At 69.6% G+C, this 18,010-nt stretch carries 15 protein-coding genes; 7 read left to right on the top strand and 8 right to left on the bottom strand.

The genetic code is table 11. The features are described from left to right. Positions 1-5: 5 nt before the first annotated feature. Entirely contained in the window at positions 6-1,031 is a 1,026-nt protein-coding gene (locus tag FFS56_RS15345) for a DUF5937 family protein (RefSeq protein ID WP_127012611.1), read from the top strand. Positions 1,032-1,046: 15 nt separating this feature from the next. On the opposite strand, the gene FFS56_RS15340 is transcribed toward FFS56_RS15345, so the two are convergent. Next, positions 1,047-1,505 carry an Lrp/AsnC family transcriptional regulator gene (locus FFS56_RS15340; protein ID WP_046747768.1) on the bottom strand — a complete coding sequence of 153 codons (459 nt, stop codon included), beginning with the start codon at positions 1,503-1,505 and terminating at the stop codon, positions 1,047-1,049. Positions 1,506-1,577: 72 nt separating this feature from the next. Here FFS56_RS15340 and FFS56_RS15335 point away from each other — a divergent pair, with 72 nt between their 5' ends. Beyond that, positions 1,578-3,017 (top strand): DUF6421 family protein, encoded by a 1,440-nt coding sequence (locus tag FFS56_RS15335; RefSeq protein ID WP_127012612.1) that lies wholly within the window; start codon positions 1,578-1,580, stop codon positions 3,015-3,017. A gap of 131 nt (positions 3,018-3,148) precedes the next feature. Beyond that, complete coding sequence (locus FFS56_RS15330; RefSeq protein WP_127012613.1) at positions 3,149-3,829, top strand: SDR family oxidoreductase; 681 nt, start codon at positions 3,149-3,151, stop codon at positions 3,827-3,829. A gap of 83 nt (positions 3,830-3,912) precedes the next feature. Here the strand turns inward: FFS56_RS15330 and FFS56_RS15325 are convergent, their stop codons facing one another. Next, complete coding sequence (locus tag FFS56_RS15325) at positions 3,913-5,304, bottom strand: MFS transporter (RefSeq protein WP_113680603.1); 1,392 nt, start codon at positions 5,302-5,304, stop codon at positions 3,913-3,915. A 55-nt stretch (positions 5,305-5,359) separates the two neighbouring features. On the opposite strand from FFS56_RS15325, the gene FFS56_RS15320 reads away from it, so the two are divergent. Beyond that, the gene (locus FFS56_RS15320; RefSeq protein WP_127012614.1) at positions 5,360-6,433 is read left to right on the top strand and encodes a low specificity L-threonine aldolase; all 1,074 of its coding nucleotides are present in this window, start codon (positions 5,360-5,362) and stop codon (positions 6,431-6,433) included. A 12-nt stretch (positions 6,434-6,445) separates the two neighbouring features. Here FFS56_RS15320 and FFS56_RS15315 read toward each other — a convergent pair whose 3' ends face one another. Next, positions 6,446-7,051, bottom strand: a complete 606-nt coding sequence (locus tag FFS56_RS15315; RefSeq protein ID WP_046747764.1) for an NUDIX hydrolase family protein — start codon at positions 7,049-7,051, stop codon at positions 6,446-6,448. A gap of 120 nt (positions 7,052-7,171) precedes the next feature. Here FFS56_RS15315 and FFS56_RS15310 point away from each other — a divergent pair, with 120 nt between their 5' ends. Further along, positions 7,172-7,828 carry an alpha/beta fold hydrolase gene (locus FFS56_RS15310; RefSeq protein ID WP_127012615.1) on the top strand — a complete coding sequence of 219 codons (657 nt, stop codon included), beginning with the start codon at positions 7,172-7,174 and terminating at the stop codon, positions 7,826-7,828. Here FFS56_RS15310 and FFS56_RS15305 read toward each other — a convergent pair whose 3' ends face one another. Continuing rightward, positions 7,829-8,113 carry a hypothetical protein gene (locus FFS56_RS15305; RefSeq protein WP_127012616.1) on the bottom strand — a complete coding sequence of 95 codons (285 nt, stop codon included), beginning with the start codon at positions 8,111-8,113 and terminating at the stop codon, positions 7,829-7,831. Between the two features lie 288 nt (positions 8,114-8,401). On the opposite strand from FFS56_RS15305, the gene FFS56_RS15300 reads away from it, so the two are divergent. After that, complete coding sequence (locus FFS56_RS15300) at positions 8,402-10,021, top strand: ATP-binding cassette domain-containing protein (RefSeq protein WP_127012617.1); 1,620 nt, start codon at positions 8,402-8,404, stop codon at positions 10,019-10,021. A 47-nt stretch (positions 10,022-10,068) separates the two neighbouring features. Here FFS56_RS15300 and FFS56_RS15295 read toward each other — a convergent pair whose 3' ends face one another. From FFS56_RS15295 to FFS56_RS15280, 4 genes are all read right to left on the bottom strand, one after another. Next, on the bottom strand, positions 10,069-10,734 hold the full coding sequence (locus FFS56_RS15295; RefSeq protein WP_127012618.1) for a response regulator transcription factor: 666 nt from the start codon (positions 10,732-10,734) through the stop codon (positions 10,069-10,071). Next, a complete protein-coding gene (locus FFS56_RS15290; RefSeq protein WP_127012619.1) occupies positions 10,731-12,002 on the bottom strand; it encodes a sensor histidine kinase in 1,272 nt (423 codons plus the stop codon). The genes FFS56_RS15295 and FFS56_RS15290 overlap by 4 nt, the downstream gene beginning before the upstream one ends. Positions 12,003-12,035: 33 nt before the next feature. Continuing rightward, positions 12,036-12,797 carry a DUF998 domain-containing protein gene (locus FFS56_RS15285; RefSeq protein WP_127012620.1) on the bottom strand — a complete coding sequence of 254 codons (762 nt, stop codon included), beginning with the start codon at positions 12,795-12,797 and terminating at the stop codon, positions 12,036-12,038. A 147-nt stretch (positions 12,798-12,944) separates the two neighbouring features. After that, a complete protein-coding gene (locus FFS56_RS15280) occupies positions 12,945-13,352 on the bottom strand; it encodes a DUF6157 family protein (RefSeq protein ID WP_061015686.1) in 408 nt (135 codons plus the stop codon). Between the two features lie 70 nt (positions 13,353-13,422). On the opposite strand from FFS56_RS15280, the gene FFS56_RS15275 reads away from it, so the two are divergent. Next, on the top strand, positions 13,423-18,003 hold the full coding sequence (locus tag FFS56_RS15275) for an ATP-dependent helicase (protein ID WP_127012621.1): 4,581 nt from the start codon (positions 13,423-13,425) through the stop codon (positions 18,001-18,003). Positions 18,004-18,010: the final 7 nt, after the last annotated feature.

The raw sequence follows: 18,010 nt of genomic DNA, 5'->3' as shown, positions 1-18,010 counted from the left end.
TCGATGTGGATCGAAACTCTAGCCCGATCGAGGGCGTCGAGCACCAGGATCATCGTGTCGAGTTCCATCTGAGCCCCGGCGACGTCGAGGCGGTGCGGTTCGGCATCTCCCCCGGGCACGAGCTCGCGCACGCGGTGAGGGTGTTGCGGCGTCCGGCCGCCCATCCGCTGCAATGGGGGTGGCTGCGCGCCGTTCGCGAACAGCTCCCGCGCCGCGACTTCGCACTGCTCTCCACCGTGATCGGCGACGACGGCTACCTGCCCGACTTCCTCACGACCACGCCCCGATGGGATCTGACCCCCGAGGCCGAGCTCGACGAACTGCGCGCGGCACCTCTCGATCCGATGCGCGTCGACTTCGGGAAGATGGTGCAACGTTCGACCGGCGCCCGCCGACAGGCCCTACGCGAGATGCAGGACCATCCCGAGCGCGCCCGTGACATGATCGCCGACGGGTGGGCCGCCGTATGGGAGGCGGCACTCGCCCCGGTGTGGCCGCAGCTCGAGCGCTTGCTCCGTGCCGACATCGCTGTGCGCGCCCGCACCATCACGACAGCAGGTATCGCCGGCATGGCCGGAGACCTGCACCGCCAGGTGACCTGGAGCGCGGGCGCCGTGCGCGTCTCCCTGCGTCGCCACAGCGAGCAGGTCGACTGCCGCGGAAGCGGACTGGTGCTGGTGCCCTCGGTCATGTCGTCGTGGGGCTGCATGGTGCTCACCGAACCTCCGGCGCAACCCACGCTGTTCTATCCGGCCCGCGGCGTCACCGCAGGCTGGGCCCGAGACGCCGCCGACATCGAGGATGCTCTCGGCGCCCTGCTGGGACCGGCGCGGGCGGCGATCCTGCTCCAGGCCGGCGCCGCCCGCACGACGACACAGGTCGCGCACGATGCGGGCCTCGCGATATCGACGGCGTCACATCACCTCTCGGTTCTTCGAGATGCCGGCCTGGTCACCAGCGAACGCGACGGCGCCAGGATGCACCACCTGCGCACCCCGCTGGGCGAGGCCCTGGTGGGTGCCGCGCTCTGACACCCGCCGTACGGGCTACTCCGCGGAGCCCACCGGGATGATCGGCCGGTGCTCGTAGTACGTCTGCAGCACCACCGTCGTGCGGGTGCTGACGTTCGCCGCCAGGCGCACGTCGCGCACGAGCTCTTCGAGTGCGCGCGGCGACGGCACCCGCACGAACAGCATGTAGCTCGCGTCACCGGCGATGGAGTGACAGGCCTCGATGGCATCGAGGTGCTCGAGCAGTTCCGGGGCGTTGTCCGGCTGGGCGGGGTCGAGCGGCGTGATCTCGATGAACGCCGAGAGCGGTGTGCCCACCTGTTCGGGGTCGAGGATCGCGCGGTAGCCGGAGATGACACCCCGCGTCTCCAGCCTGCGCAGGCGCGACTGCACGGCCGACACCGACAGCCCCACGGCGTCGGAGAGCTGCGAGAGCGTGGCACGGCCGTCGCGGGAGATGGCGGTCAGGATCGCGCGGTCGACAGAGTCATCCATAGCTGTAAGATTATCGTCAGGATTCCGTTTATGCCGGAATCTTTCCGCCAAACTCTCCGATCGGAGGTCCCGATGTCCCTTCTTTCCGCCAACAGTTCCGCTGTCCAGGCCATCGTCGGCGAACCCGAGGTCGTCGAGGACGCATCGATCGCCGAGCAGTCCGCCGCGTGGGCTCAGCTCAAGGACGCCGCGATCGCGATCCGCGAGATGCAGATCAAGGACGGCTCGATCCCGGATGCCGCGCACCACGCCGCCGCCCGTGAACTCGTCGGTGCGATCACCTCCGCGATCCGCGCCCTCGCCCCCGCCTTCCCGCACGACGCCGAATACCTCGCCGCCTCCGTGGTCGACTTCGAGCGCTGGGTCTCGGAAGACTTCGGTGTGCCGGACTTCCTCGACTCGCTCGTGGCCTTCCAGCCGCAGCAGCACCGCGTCGACGGCATCCGCCACCTCGTCGTCTTCCCGATGTACACGCAGAACGGCTCGAGCGACCGCCTGGTCGAGGCGCTGATCGTCGAGACGATCTGGCCGGAGTTCATCGCGGCACTCGAAGCCGGCGACTACGGCAACAAGCTGTTCGTCTCGCTGCGTCTGGTCGATTTCACCCCCGGCTACGACACGAACTCGGCCGTGCTGTTCCCCGAGACCGTCGCGATGCGCGAGATCCCGACCTTCACGTGGGGCGCGATCTTCCAGGACCGCGAGGCGGCCCGCTACCGTCGTGTCACCCGTGCCGCTGCCGAGATCACCAACCTCGACCTGCCGGAGCGCGCGGCCGCGATGCTCGACGACCAGCAGATGACCGAGAAGACCTTCGTCATGTGGGACATCATCCACGACCGCACCCACATGCGCGGCGATCTGCCCTTCGACCCGTTCATGATCAAGCAGCGGATGCCGTTCTTCCTCTACTCGCTGGAGGAGATGCGCTGCGACATGACGGCGTTCCGCGAGTCGGTGAAGATCGAGCGTGCTCTCGCTGCCCGCATCGAAGCCGGCGAGGAGCTCACCGAGATCGAGCAGGAGACGCACGACTACGCGCACCTCGTGCAGTACGCGGTGATCTTCGATCGCATCTTCCGCTTCTCGATCACGGGCACTCGCACGCGCAACTACGACGCGGTCGGCGGACAGCTCCTGTTCGCGTGGCTGCACCAGCGTGGCGTGCTGCACTGGACCGACACCGCTCTCGCGTTCGATTGGGACGCCGTGCCGGATGCCGTGGTGGCTCTGGGAGATGCGATCGACGACCTGTACTGGCACTCGATCGACCGTCCGAAGGTCGCGCACTGGCTCGCCGCATACGAGCTCGTCCGCGGCACGCTCACCCCGCACCCGGCGTCTCAGTGGGCCCGCGGCTTGTCCGACGAGATCCTCGCCGGGGCACCGAAGGGCTACACCGACGCCGTGATGGACGACGAGTTCCCGCTGTCGATGTTCTTCGAGACCCTCGACAAGAAGATGAAGCCGGTCATCGAGTCGACCGTCGGAATCCGCGGCACGGACGACTGATGACCACGCGCGCACCGCGCGCGTTCCGAGTGTGACGCTGGGGCGCACCGCGCTGCGGCCGGAACCTCTCGTGCGGGATCTCCCGCAGGTTCCGGCCGCGGAAGCCCCTCCGATCCGGGAGAGTGGACGACATGGCTGAACACGTGGCACACGAGGCCGAGCGCACCGAATCGACGGCTTCCGGACGCATCGTCCTGCTCGCCGGGGCCACCAGTGCGGCCGGCCTCGCGGTGACGCGGGCGCTGGTCGCCGCGAACGCACGGGTCTTCGCGACCGGCCGCTCGGAGGAGCGCCTGCAGGAGTTGGCGCGTGCCGGGGCTCAGGTCGAGGTCGCCGATGCGACCTCTCTCGACGAGATGACCGCCCTGGCCTCGCGGCTCGGCCCCGTGGATGCAGTGGTTCCGCTGGTCGGAGGGTGGAGAGGAGGCGGGGGCCTGGCCGGACAGTCCGATGAGGACTTCGCCGCGCTGCTCCCCGCGCTCGACGCCGTGCGAGCCACGAGCCGGGCGTTCGACGATGTGGTGCGCGCCTCAGACGCCGGACGCTTCGCGATCGTCTCATCCACCGCCGTCGCGCGCCCCCTCGCCGGCGGGGCGAACTACGCCGCGGTCAAGGCTGCGAGCGAGGCCTGGGCGCGAGCGGTGGCCCAGGGATACGCCAAGGCCGCACGCGAAGCCGACGAGCCCCTGCGCACCGCGTCCGTGGTGTTCCGCGCCAAGGCACTCGATCCCGATGCGCTGGCCGCCCGGATCGTCGCGCTGTGGGACGAGGACGCGACCGCGCTCAACGACCGGGTGCTGGACCTGGGCTGATCCCCGGCCCGGCACGGCACGGCACCGAGGCTCCCTCGATGCCGTCTCGATGCCCCCTGTCCGCTCCTGCGCGGCGGTCAGCGTCAGCGGGAATCCGGAGGCATCCCCGGAACCACGGGTGGAGCATCCGCCCCCTCCGGTTCCGGCGCGTCGATCTCCTGCTCGGGAGCCTCGGCGTAGAGCTCGGTGAGTTTGCGATAGGAGCGCGTGAAGAAGGCCAGCGTGGCGGCGACGACCATGATCAGTCCGGCGAACAGGCAGATCAGCGCGATGCCTCGCGCCTCGCCTTCTCCGAGCAGCCACCCCCACTGCTGCTGCCCCTGGGCGGTCCTCATGTAGGGGATGATCAGGAATTCGGCGATCGGGGCGATCAGGAAGGCCGTGAGCGGAGCCGCCGCCGCTTCCATCGCTGCGGCCACCCCGAACACACGCCCCTGACGCTGGAACGGCACGACCTTCTGGATCACGGTCTGCTCCGCGGCCTCGACCGGAGGCACCAGTGCCATGTACACCCACATGCCGACCACGTAGAGCGGCCACCACTCTCGCAGCATGAACACCGACCCGAGCAGTCCCATCGCGATGACCACGAGCAGCATCGTGCGCATGGGCTTGGGACCGAGGCCGAACTTGGCCACCAGCCCGCCGCCGACGAGGAAGCCGGTCGAGGCGAAGGCCAAAGCGAACCCCCAGGTCTGGGCATCGAAGAGCGTGAGCCCGTAGGGGTCCATGAGCGCCATGTAGACGCCCCCGATGAGGTTGTTGAACGTGGAGAAGATGATCAGGGCGAACAGCCCGGGCGCCAGCCGGATGGCCTGCACGCTTCCCCGGAAGTCGAGGGCGCTGGAGGCGTTCGGGTCGGGCTCCGGAGCGCCCTCAGGGATGCGGATGAACAGCAGGTGCGCGAAGGTGAGCGCCATGGCGGCGATGGCGATCGCCAGGGTCCATCCCATGCCGAGAAAGCCGATCGACAATCCCGAGAACACACTGGTGACCAGGAAGGCGATGCCCTGCACCGTGCCGACCAGACCGTTCGCGTTCGCGCGCTTCTCCTCGGGGATGAGCAGGGTCACGGTCGTGGACAGCGCGATGTTGCGCAGCTGCTCGATCACGCCGCCGAACAGGATGATGCCGGAGAACAGCCAGAACCACGGCCCTCCCAGATCGAGCAGCGCCGCCTCGGGCTGCCAGAGGTAGAGCACCCCGGCGACGAGGAAGGAGACCGCGGAGATGATGCTCGAGATCACCATGACGGTGTGCTTGCGGTTGCGATCGACGATCGTGCCGAACGCCATCGCGAAGAACGCGACGAACAGCATGTAGGCGCCGCCGATGATGCCCGTGGCCAGCACCGACTGCGTCTCGATGTAGACCCAGAACGTCAGCGCGAACCACAGGAAGCTCGTCGTCACGTTCGCGATGAGCGTGTTGACGAGGACGTTGGCGAAGGCTCTCTTCGCTACGGTGCGCTCCATGGATTCGAGGGTAGAGCGGGGCGGGGACATCCGGTAGGGCGATTAGGCTTGAGCGGTGAGCATCCAGCATGACCCCGCGATCCGGGGCTTCGCCAGTGACAACTACTCCGGTATCCACCCCGACGTCCTCGCGGCCATCGCCGCGGCGAACGGAGGCCACCAGAGCGCCTACGGCGAGGACGCGTACACCGCGCGCCTGCAGGAGGTCTTCCAGGAGCACTTCGGCGAGGGCGTGGAGGCGTTCCCGGTGTTCAACGGCACCGGCGCGAACGTCACCGGCCTGCAGTCCATGCTGCCGCGTTGGGGGGCGGTGATCGCCGCTTCGACCGCCCACATCAACGTCGACGAGGCCGCGGCCCCGGAGAAGATCGGCGGCTTCAAGCTGCTGACCGTCCCCACCGACGACGGCAAGCTCACGCCCGAGCTGATCGACCGCGAAGCCTGGGGCTGGGGCGACGAGCACCGCGCACAGCCGCTGGTCGTCTCGATCACCCAGACCACCGAGCTCGGCACGCTGTACACGGCCGAGGAGATCCGCACGATCGCCGACCACGCGCACGAGCGCGGCATGAAGCTGCACCTCGACGGTGCGCGCCTCTCGAACGCGGCAGCGGCCCTCGACCTACCGCTGCGTGCGTTCACCCGCGACGCCGGCGTCGATGTGCTGACCTTCGGCGGCACCAAGAACGGCGCCATGCTCGGCGAGGCCATCGTCGTGCTGAACCCCGACGCCGCCGACGGCCTGAAGTACTCGCGCAAGTTCAACATGCAGCTGTCGTCGAAGATGCGGTTCGTGTCGGCGCAGCTGATCGCTCTGCTCGAGACCGACCTGTGGCTGCGCAACGCGAAGCACGCGAACGCCATGGCGGCGCGTCTGCGTTCGGAGATCGAGGCGGGCATCGCCGACGGCTCCATCCGCGGCGTCGACTTCACCCAGCCGACGCAGTCCAACGGCGTCTTCGCCACGCTCCCGGACGGCGTCGCCGACCGGCTGCGCGACTCGTTCCGCTTCTACGACTGGGACGCGGCGCGCAAGGAGGTGCGCTGGATGTGCGGTTTCGACACCGAAGAAGCCGACGTCGACGCCTTCGTCGCCGAGCTCTCGCGCCTCACCACAGCCGGAGCCTGAGCACCGGAGGTATCAGCGCAGGAGGCCGAGGCTCGCGAGAGCCTGACGGATGAGAGTGCCTCGACCGTTCTCCATCTCGGCGGCGACCGCGTCGGAACCGGCGGCCTCCGGCGAGAACCAGGTGACCTCGAGAGCATCCTGCCGTGGCTCGCACGTGCCGGTCACCGGCACGACGAAGGCCAGCGACACCGCATGCTGCCTGTCGTCGTGGAAGGCACTCACCCCGGGGATCGGGAAGTACTCGGCCACGGTGAACGGCAGCGGCTGCGGCGGAAGCAGCGGGAAGGCCATCGGGCCCAGATCGTTCTCGACGTGGCGGAAGAGGGCGTCGCGGATCGTCTCGCCGAAGCGGACGCGCCCGGAAACGATCGTGCGGGTCATCTCCCCCATCGGGGTGGAGCGCAGCAGGATGCCGATCTCGATCACCTGGCCGGAGCCATCGGTGCGCACCGGGATCGCCTCCACATAGAGCATCGGCAGCCGACGCCGAGCCTCTTCGAGCTCGAACTCGCTCAACCAGCCGGGGTTCGCATCGGGCGCAGGGCGATTCGAATCCGGGAACTCGCCGAGACCGTCGTCGTCGGGTTCCGGATCAGGATCAGGTGTGCGGACCGCCATGTGTCCTTTCTACCAGCCGTCCCTCAGAACCGACACCGCGCCCGGCCATGCGCCTCGAGTGGACGGCCGACGCGCGACGGCTGAGCAGACGATGAGGGTGGCCCCTGGCAGGATGACGGTGTGAGCGAGAACCTGACGATCGACGACTCCGCGACCCGATGGTCGTCCACCGACCGTGCAGGGGCGCCTCTGCTGGTCCTCCTGCACGGTTACGGGGCGGACGAACACGACCTCGTCGGACTCATCCCCTACCTCCCCGAGGGCATCGCCGTGGCCTCCGTCGCCGCTCCGCTCGCCCCTCCGTGGCCCATGCCGGGGCGCTCCTGGTACCCGATCGAAGGACTCGACGGACGCAGCTCAGAGGCGGTCACCGCCGCGGCAGACGCCTTCCTGCGCTGGCTCGACTCCGCAGCCGCCGAGGCCCCGTCGGTGGCGCTGCTCGGCTTCTCTCAGGGCGCGGCGGTGGCGCTGCAGGCCCTCCGTCTGGCTCCGGAACGCTTCGGCGCGGTGGCGGCGCTGAGCGGATACGCCGCACCGGGAGACCTTCCGAACGACGAGGCACTGGCCGAGCTGCGCCCACCGGTGTTCTGGGGTCGGGGCACGCACGACGACGTCATCCCGCCGGCGCTGGTCGACCACACGGCCCAATGGCTGCCGACGCACTCCGAGCTGTCCGGTCGGGTGTACACCGGACTCACGCACAGCATCTCGGAGGAGGAACTGACCGACGTGCACCGCTTCCTCACCAAGTGGGTCGAGGGGATCGCCGCGAGCTGATCAGCGCTCCGGCTCCTCCTCGGACGCACCAGAGTCGTCACCAGGGCGCCCGTCGGTCTCGTCGCCCCCGTCGCGCTCGTCCTCGCGCTCGCGGGAACCGGATCCGCCGCCCGAGGTGATGGCGACGGAGAGGGCGACGCCGATCGCCACTCCGATTCCGATTCCGAGGGCCCAGTTCTGCAGGGCGGCGCCCAGCGACGCCCCGATCGCCACTCCGAGCGCGAGCCCGACACCCAGGCCCATACGCGAACGCGACTCCTGCGGACTCGGATCGTGATCTGCCATGCCTCCACGCTACGCACCGGTGGAGGCGACGGCATCCCCCGCGCGACGGACAACCCGACACGCCCGGGGTTGCGCGATCGCGACACGCCCGGGTATCGTCGGGGAGTCCTGTCCGCCGTGTCTGGAAGTCCTTTGATCTGATCCGTCGCCTCCGCGCTCATCTTTCCGCGCGCTGACCCGACGATCGCCGACTCCACGGCAGACCCACTCCTCCCCATCCCGTGACGCGTGTCACGGCCCGGCAGGGGCTCGGTGTCAGTGCACCCTCGCACTCGACAGGAGACACTCATGTCAACCCCCACAACTCTTCACGCCTCGGTCGTCCTCGACCGGCTCACCTTCACCTGGCCCGACGGCTCGATCGCGCTCGACGGCATCTCCGGGTCCTTCGGCTCGGGACGCACCGGGCTCGTCGGACGCAACGGCGCCGGCAAGTCCACGCTGCTGCGACTGATCGCCGGCGAGCTCGACTCCACCTCGGGCGTCGTCACCGCATCCGGCGAGGTCGCGTACCTTCCGCAGCAGCTGACACTCGATGTCGACCGCCGCGTCAGCGACCTCCTCGGGGTGTCCGAAGCCCTCGATGCCGTGCGGGCGATCGGCACGGGCGACGTCGACCCGGCCCACTTCGATGCGGTCGGGGACGACTGGGACATCGAAGCGCGCGCGGAGGCGTCGCTGGCCGAGGCCGGACTGGCCCCGGACTTCCTCGACCGCACGGTCGGCGAGCTCTCGGGAGGGGAGGCGGTGCTCGTCGCGATCGCCGGCATCCGTCTGCGCCGCGCGCCCATCACGGTCCTCGACGAGCCGACCAACAACCTCGACCGCGACGCCAGAGCGAAGCTCGCGGCGATGGTGCGCACCTGGAAGGGCACGCTCATCGTCGTGAGCCACGACCTGTCTCTGCTCGAGCTGATGGACGACACCGCCGAGCTCTACGCCCAGACGCTGAGCGTGTACGGCGGCCCGTACTCCGAGTGGCGGGCGTGGCTGGACGCCGAGCAGGATGCGGCGAAGCAAGCCGAGGTCACCGCCGCCCAGGTGCTCCGCAAGGAGAAGCGTCAGCGGATCGAAGCCGAAGTGAAGCTCGCCCACCGCGCACGCACCGCGAAGAAGGCGGAGATCGAGAAGCGCGTCCCGAAGATCGTGGCCCACGGGCGCAAGATGGCCGCTGAGGTCTCGGCGGGCCGACTGCGCACCGAGGTCGGAGCGAAGGAGGATGCGGCGCGGTCGCTCCTCGATGAAGCGGGGCGCCGTGTGCGCTCTGATGCATCGATGAAGACCGAACTGCCCGACCCGCAGGTGTCCCGCAGCCGCCGCATCGCGACGGTCGGCGATGACGAACGAGCCTGGGTGATCCAGGGTCCGGAACGGGTCGCACTGATCGGCCGGAACGGGGCGGGCAAGACCACGCTGCTGGAGCGGTTGGTCGCCGGCGGCTCGGCTCCGGATGAGCATCCGCTGCACGCCGAGGCCCACACCGACCTGATCGGCTACCTGCCGCAGCGGGTCGACGGACTCGACGAGCAGCGCTCGGTGTTCGAGAACATCGCCGCCGCAGCACCCCACGTGCCGGAGAAGGAGCTGCGCAACCGGCTCGCCCGGTTCCTCATCCGAGGAGCCACGGCCGAGCGCCCTGTGGCGTCCCTCTCCGGCGGTGAGCGGTTCCGCGTCGCGCTGGCGACGCTGCTGCTCGCCGACCCCGCACCGCACCTCGTGGTGCTCGACGAGCCGACGAACAACCTCGACCTCGACACGGTCGACCAGCTCGTCGAAGCCCTCCGCGCCTACCGAGGCGCCGTGCTCGTCGTGAGCCACGACGACGCATTCCTGCGTCGCCTCGACCTCGATCTGACGCTCGAGATCGACGGCGAAGGCGCACTGCAGGAGGTGACGCTCGAGCCCTGACGCGGACGTGCGACGTCGGGGAGAGAGCTCCCTGACGTCGCACCCCGTCAGACCAGACCGATCTCGTACGCGAGGATGACGGCCTGCACGCGGTCACGCAGATCGAGTTTCAGCAGCACCCTGCCGACATGGGTCTTCACGGTCGACTCGGACACGAAGAGGCTCTCACCGATCTCGGTGTTGTTGTACCCCTTGGCGATGGCGAGGAACACGTCGCGCTCCCGCTCGGTCAGCACGTCCAGGCGCGCATCCCCACGCTCCGCCTGTCGGGGCAGGCGTGTGGCGAACAGATCGAGCATCGACCGGGTGACACGCGGCGAGACCAGAGCATCACCGGCGGCGATCGCCCTGATCGCCGCCGTCAGCTGCGCGGGCGGAGTGTTCTTCAACAGGAAACCACTCGCTCCCGCACGAAGGCTCCCGAACGCGTACTCGTCGAGGTCGAAGGTCGTGAGCACCAGCACCCTGCTCGACGGAGTGCCCCTGACGATGCGCCTGGTCGCCTCGATGCCGTCCATCTCCGGCATCCGGATGTCCATCAGGATCACGTCGGGGCGCAGATCCGCGGCCATGTGCACGGCCTCGGCTCCCGATGCTGCCTCGCCGACGACCTTCATGTCGTCTTCGGCGTCGAGCACCATCCTCATCCCTCGCCGGATCAACTCGTGATCGTCGACGATGAGCACCCGGATCGGGGTCGGTTCCTCGGTCATCGCTGGTCCTCCTGTTCGGGGATCTCCACCCGCACGCGCCATCCGCCGTCGGGCAGAGGTCCGGTCTGCACTGTTCCGCCGGCCAGCCGCGCCCGCTCACGCACGCCGACGAGCCCGCGACCCGACCCCACCGAGGCGGCGGGTGGTCCCGGCTGCCCGTCGTCGGTGACCTCGATCACGAGGACGTCGTCGCGGAAGTCGAGCAGCACCCGCACCTCACGCGGATCCTTCGCGTAGCGCAGCGCGTTCGTGAGCGCCTCCTGCACGATGCGGTGGATCGTGTTCTGCAGAGCGGGCGACGAAGGCGCACTCCCCTCCGTGCGCACCGACACGGGGAGCCCCGCGGTGCGGAAGGTCTCGACGAGCGGCACGAGCTCGGCAAGTCCCGGATTCGGTCGCAACGAACCGTCTTCTTCGCTCTCCGCCGTGTCGTCGCCCAGAGCACCGAGCAGCTGCCGCATCTCGACGAGCGACTGCCGCCCGATCTCGCCGATCTCCTGCACGGCGTCCCTCGACCGCTGCGGGTCCTTCTCGGCCAGGGCATCCGCACCGTCTGCGAGCGACACCATCACCGACACGCTGTGCGCCACGACATCGTGGATCTCGCGCGTGATCCTGGCGCGCTCGGCCAGAGTCGCGATCCGTGCCTGCTGGTCGCGTTCGCGCGCGAGCTGGTTGGCGCGATCGAGGATCGCCCCGATGTACCGCCGCCGGTCACCCACGTTGACTCCGAGGAGGGCAGCGATCAGCATCACGGCGAGGAACAGCACGCTCGTGGGTACCGAGACGAAGAGACGTTCCGGATCGGGTTCGCGCAGCCAGTCCAGGGCAGGGAGGACGAGGACCCCTCCCACCACGGTGATGCCGAACGCGATCCAGCCGCTGCGATTCGACCGGTAGACGAACAGCGCGTAGACCGCGAGGCTGACCCCGAACGTCTCGACGACGGTGTCGGTGACGAACGCGACGACCGCACCCGCCCCGAACACCAGGTACGTGAGCCAGGGTCGATGGGAGCGGAACATCAGGGAGGCGGAGGTCACCACGCTCACGAACAGCGGGATCATGTACGGCCACGCGGGCGACCATACGCCGGAGGACAGCGGAGTGACCAGGGACCAGAACGCACTCACGACCAGGTAGCCGGCGGCGAGGAGTCCGTCGAAGAGCCAGGGGTGCGTCTTCCAGAACCGCCCCAGCGCACCGGGAGGCCGAGGCAGACCCATCGCTCTGGCCTCTCCGGCGGCGACGGGTGCTGGCTCTCGCATGGGTCGACTCTACGCACCGCATCCTGGACTCCGTCAGCGAGAGACGACGAGGAGCGATCCGGTCGCGGTGCGACGCTCCCCCACCAGAGCGCCGGTCTTCTCCTTCGAGACCCGGACCCACGTCTGCCTGCGCGCCGCACCTGCACGCTGGGCGAACGCGGTGTCCATCCCGAGGATCGCGAGCCAGCCCATGCCGATCGTGGTCGCGACGAGCTCGAGGATGCTGCCGATATCGGTGCGGAACTGCAGCAGCGAGAGGAGGCCACCGGCCGCCGCGATCACCGCGGTCGAGATACCCGCCACCAAGGAGAGGATCCGCAGCGTGCGCCTCCCCTCGACGAACGACACCTGGAGCATCGCGAACGCGGCCAGCGCGAAGGCGAGGACGGCGACGGTCGTGTGCACGAGGTCCTGCCAGGTGAAGGCCGGGCCGACGGGAAGCGGGCATCCCGTCGTGCATGTGACCTGGGAGGCCACCAGGAACAGCGCGGACGCCATCGCCACCGAGAAGGACGGCGTCCAGATGCTCAGCCAGGGCACCGTCGACCGCAGTCCGCGTGCCGCCCACGCGACCGAGAGACCACCCACGACGAGGAGCAGCAGGGCGAGCTCGAACCATCCGGCCGTCGGCTCTCCGTCGGCTCCGAGGCCGCTCACGTACAGGACCCGGTCGATGCTCAGACGGGCGACCCAGATGATGCTCAGAGCGGCGGCGACGAGCACGCTTCCGACGATCGAGGCGATGACACGGAGAGCGCTGGCGGCGGGGTGGGGAAGGGTGTTCTCGGCGGGCATAGGGCGACGGTAAAAGCGGAGGCCACCCCGTCGCGTCGGCCCGAAGTGCCCACTGTCAGGGGTCGTCGTACCTCAGTACGAGACACCCTGCTCGTCAGCTTCGCCGGCGTGGGCCTCTGCCGCCTCCTCGGCGAGCGTGAGCAGGTGTCACGCCCGCCGACTCCGCATCGCCCGAGTGTGCGCGAGCGCGGGGTCTGCGGCGAGCGCCGTGTACTCCGCCGAGTCCCGCGGAACCAGAGCGACCCGACCCTCCGCGTCGTGGTGGACGCCCCATCCGTAGCGCTTTCCCAGCGGCGAGGAGCGCAGGCAGGGCTGTCCCTTCGAGAAGAACGACGCCCGTGCGGCAGTGTCGTCCACGGCGATGCCGTTGCGCAGCGCATACGTCTCGAAGATCACGTCGTCGGAGGTGCGCGCGTAGGGCTGCTCGGCGATCAGACGGTAATGCATCGCCGCGATCGAGGGCTTCTCGGCGACCGGCGGCTCGGTCGCGTGCGCGATCGGGCAGTCGTCGGCGACCTCGATGAACGTGTCGACGTAGTTCGTGGTGTGCGCCATTCCCCCAGCATCCTCCCTCCCGCCGACATCGTCACGCCCCGATGTCTGCGGCCTCGACGATGATGGAGGGATGAGCGACGTGCTCGACCGCTTCACTCCCGCCACGCAGGACTGGTTCCGGGGGGCGTTCCCCGCGCCCACTCCCGCGCAGGCGGGTGCCTGGAACGCGATCTCCGCCGGCAAGCACGCCCTCGTGGTCGCCCCGACCGGATCGGGCAAGACGCTGTCCGCGTTCCTGTGGGCGATCGACAGCGTGTTCCGCGAGCGCATGGGCGAGACCACGCCGTCGGCGAAGGGCGAGCCCCGAACGCGCATCCTCTACATCTCCCCCCTGAAGGCGCTCGGCGTCGACGTCGAGCGCAATCTCCGCTCCCCGCTGATCGGCATCGGCCAGTCGGCCAGACGGCTCGGGGTGACGGCCCCTGCGGTCACCGTCGGGGTGCGCTCCGGCGACACGACATCGAGCGACCGGCGAAAGTTGGTGTCCGATCCGCCCGACATCCTCATCACGACCCCCGAGTCGCTGTATCTCATGCTCACGAGCCGCGCGGGCGAGACGCTGCGTGGCGTGCACACCGTGATCATCGACGAGGTGCATGCCGTCGCCGCCACCAAGCGCGGAGCGCACCTCGCCGTCAGCCTCGAACGGCTCGACGCCCTGCGCCGCGCGAACGGCGTCGAGACACCGGCTCAGCGCATCGGCCTCTCCGCCACGGTGCGGCCGATCGACGAGGTGGCCCGGTTCCTCGGCGGCTCTGCCCCGGTCGAGATCGTGGCACCTCCCGCCTCCAAGACCTTCGAGCTCGGTGTGGTCGTCCCGATGGACGACATGACGAATCCGCCTCCACCGCCCGGAGTTCCGGGAGACGCCGACGGAGCCGAATACTCCGAGGTCACCGGTTCGGTATGGCCGCACGTCGAGGAAGCGATCGTCGACCGCATCCTGCAGAACAACTCGACGATCGTGTTCGCCAATTCCCGTCGGCTGGCCGAGCGCCTCACCGGGCGACTGAACGAGATCTACTCCGAGCGGATCGGCGTACCCCTCCCCGATACGACCGTGCCCGCCGCGATGATGGCCCAGGCCGGAGCCACCGCGGGGGCCGATCCCGTGCTCGCGAAGGCGCACCACGGATCGGTGTCGAAAGAGCAACGGGCACAGGTCGAAGAGGAGCTCAAGTCGGGAGTGCTGCGCTGCGTCGTGGCGACGAGCAGTCTCGAGCTCGGCATCGACATGGGTGCCGTCGACCTCGTGATCCAGGTCGAGGCTCCGCCGTCTGCCGCCTCGGGTCTGCAGCGGGTCGGCCGCGCCGGGCACCAGGTGGGCGAGATCAGCCGGGCCGCCCTCTTCCCGAAGCACCGCGGCGACGTGCTGCACACCGCGATCGTGACCGAGCGCATGCTGGCGGGCAAGATCGAGGCGATCCAGGTGCCGCGCAACCCGCTCGACATCCTCGCCCAGCAGACCGTCGCGGCGAGCGCGCTGGGAGCCATCGGCGTCGAGGAGTGGTTCGAGACCGTTCGCCGATCGGCGCCGTTCCAGGCGCTCCCGCGTTCGGCGTACGAGGCGACGCTCGATCTGCTGGCGGGCCGCTTCCCCTCGGACGAGTTCGCCGAACTGCGGCCACGCCTCGTGTGGGATCGTGACGCCGGCACGCTGACGGGAAGGCCGGGGGCACAACGCATCGCGGTGACCAGCGGCGGCACGATCCCCGACCGCGGCCTGTTCGGCGTGTTCGTCGCGGGCGAGACGACCGGCGCCAGGGTCGGCGAGCTCGACGAGGAGATGGTCTACGAGTCGCGGGTGGGCGATGTGTTCACGCTCGGCACGACGAGCTGGCGGATCGCCGAGATCACGCACGACCGCGTGAACGTGATCCCCGCTTACGGGCAGCCGGGCAAGGTGCCGTTCTGGCACGGCGACGGCATCGGTCGGCCGTTCGAACTGGGCGAGGCGCTGGGGGCTTTCTCGCGCGAGGTCTCGGCGGCGACGCCCGAGAAGGCGGCACAGCGGCTCATCGATGCGGGGCTCGACGAGCAGGCACGGACGAACCTCATGGCCCATCTGACCGAACAGCGCGAGGCGACGGGCACGCTCCCCACCGACCGCACCCTCACCGTCGAGCGCGGCCGCGACGAGGTCGGCGATTGGCGGGTGATCCTGCACTCGCCCTACGGGATGAAGGTGCACGCGCCCTGGGCTCTGGCGATCAACGCCCGGGTGCGCGAACGTCTCGGCGTGGAAGGATCGGCGGTCGCGAGCGACGACGGCATCATCGTGCGCATTCCCGATGCCGAGGCGGAACCGCCCGGTGCCGAACTGTTCGTGTTCGACCCCGAGGAGCTGGAACTCCTGGTCACCCAGGAGGTCGGCGGCTCCGCGCTGTTCGCCTCCCGCTTCCGCGAATGCGCGGCCAGGGCGCTGCTCATGCCCCGCATGAACCCGAACAAGCGCACACCGCTGTGGCAGCAGCGGCAGCGGTCGGCCCAACTGCTCGAGGTCGCCAGGCGCCATCCGACGTTCCCGGTGATCCTGGAGACCCTGCGCGAGGTGCTGCAGGATGTCTACGATCTGCCGTCGCTGCGCAGGCTCGCGACATCGATCGCCGACCGACGCATCCGCCTGGTCGAGACCGAGCCGGGCCAGCCGTCGCCGTACGCGCGCGACCTGCTGTTCGGCTACGTGGGCGCCTTCATGTACGAAGGAGACTCTCCGCTCGCCGAACGGAGGGCGGCCGCGCTCTCGGTCGACCCCGCTCTGCTCGGGGAGCTGCTGGGCACGGTCGAACTGCGGGAACTGCTCGACCCCGACGTGATCGCGCAGTTCGAACGCGAGGCCCAGCGTCTCGATCCCGACCGCCGCGCACGAGGCCTCGAGGGCGTCGCGGACCTGCTCCGGATGCTCGGCCCGCTCGACGCCGAAGAGGTCACTGCGCGCCTCGACCCCGAATCGACAGCAGGTGCCTCGGCAGCCGCTCTGCTGGACGACCTCGTCACCGCGCGACGGGCGATCCCCGTCACGATCGCCGGAGCGACCAGGGTGGCAGCGATCGAGGATGCCGGTCGGCTGCGCGATGCGCTCGGTGCAGCGCTGCCCACGGGAATCCCGGTGGCGTTCCTCGAACCGGTCGCGGATCCGCTCGGCGACCTCGTGGCTCGCCATGCCCGCACGCACGGGCCGTTCACGACAGATGCCGTCGCCTCCCGATTCGGGCTGGGTGCCGCCGTCGCGCGGCATACGCTGCAGCGGCTCGAGACGGCAGGACGGCTCACGAGCGGGTACTTCCTGCCCGAGGCGGCAGGCAGCGGCGACGCGGTCGAGTGGTGCGACTCCGAGGTGCTGCGTCGGCTCCGGATGCGCTCGCTGGCGGCCATCCGCGGTTCGGTCGAGCCGGTCTCTCCCGAGGCGTACGCACGGTTCCTCCCGGATTGGCAGCACATCGGTCGTCCGCTCGAAGGCGTCGACGGCGTGCTGAACGTGATCGAGCAGTTCGCCGGTGTACCGATCCCCGCGAGTGCGTGGGAGTCGCTGATCCTGCCCTCCCGCGTGCGCGACTACTCCCCGGCGATGCTCGACGAACTGACGGCATCGGGGGAGGTCATCTGGTCCGGACACGGCACCCTCCCGGGACGGGACGGCTGGGTGTCGCTGCATCCGGCCGACATCGCGCCCTTCACCCTCCCGGAGCGCGACACCGAGATCGCGTCCGACTCCCTGGAGTCGCGCATCCTCATCGCGCTCGACGTCGGGGGTGCCTACTTCGCCGGACAGCTGAAAGACATGGCGGCGACCGAGAACGAGCAGTCGGTGCTCGAGGCGCTGTGGTCTCTGACCTGGGCGGGCTACGTCACCAACGACACCTTCGCCCCCATCCGCTCGCTCCTCACCGGCGGCTCGCAGGCGCACAAGGTCAAACGCCGTGCGCCCCGCGCCCGCACCTACCGCGGGGTGTCCTTCACCGGGACCGCGGCACCCCGCCCGCCCTCGATCGGCGGCCGCTGGTCGCTGCTGCCGGCGCTCGAGACCGATCCTGCCCGCCGGGCGACCGTCACCGCAGGGCTCCTGCTCGACCGCTACGGCGTCGTCACGCGCGGCGCCGTGCAGGCTGAGGGTGTTCCCGGCGGCTTCGCCCAGGCCTATCGGGTGCTCGCGGGCTTCGAAGAGGCGGGGCATTGCCGCCGGGGCTACGTGATCGAGAAGCTCGGAGCTGCGCAGTTCGCCGCGTCCGGCACCGTCGACCGGTTGCGCACCTATGCGGGCCTCGCGGATCCGCCGCCGCGCAAGAGCGTGACTCTCGCGTCGACCGATCCGGCGAACCCGTACGGCGCCGCCCTCGGCTGGCCCAAGCTCGACGGGGTCTCGCATCGTCCAGGGCGCAAAGCGGGCGGTCTGGTCGTGCTCGTCGACGGTGCACTGGTGCTGTCCCTCGAACGCGGCGGACGCACCGTGCTGTCGTTCAGCGACGACGCCGAGGTGCTGCGCGCCGCGGCCTCCGACCTCGCGGCCACCGCGCGCGCCCGTCGCCTCGACACGCTCACCGTCGAGAAGATCAACGGCGAGGGCGTCTACGGCACTGAACTCGCCCTCGCACTGCAGGAGTCCGGCTTCGTGGCGACCCCTCGCGGATACACGCTCCGCAAGGTCGTCTGAGCACTAC

Origin of the sequence: Microbacterium sp. Beta, assembly GCF_005502545.1 — a bacterium.
GTDB lineage: Bacteria > Actinomycetota > Actinomycetes > Actinomycetales > Microbacteriaceae > Microbacterium > Microbacterium oxydans.
This window is presented reverse-complemented; position numbering and strand designations above follow the sequence as displayed.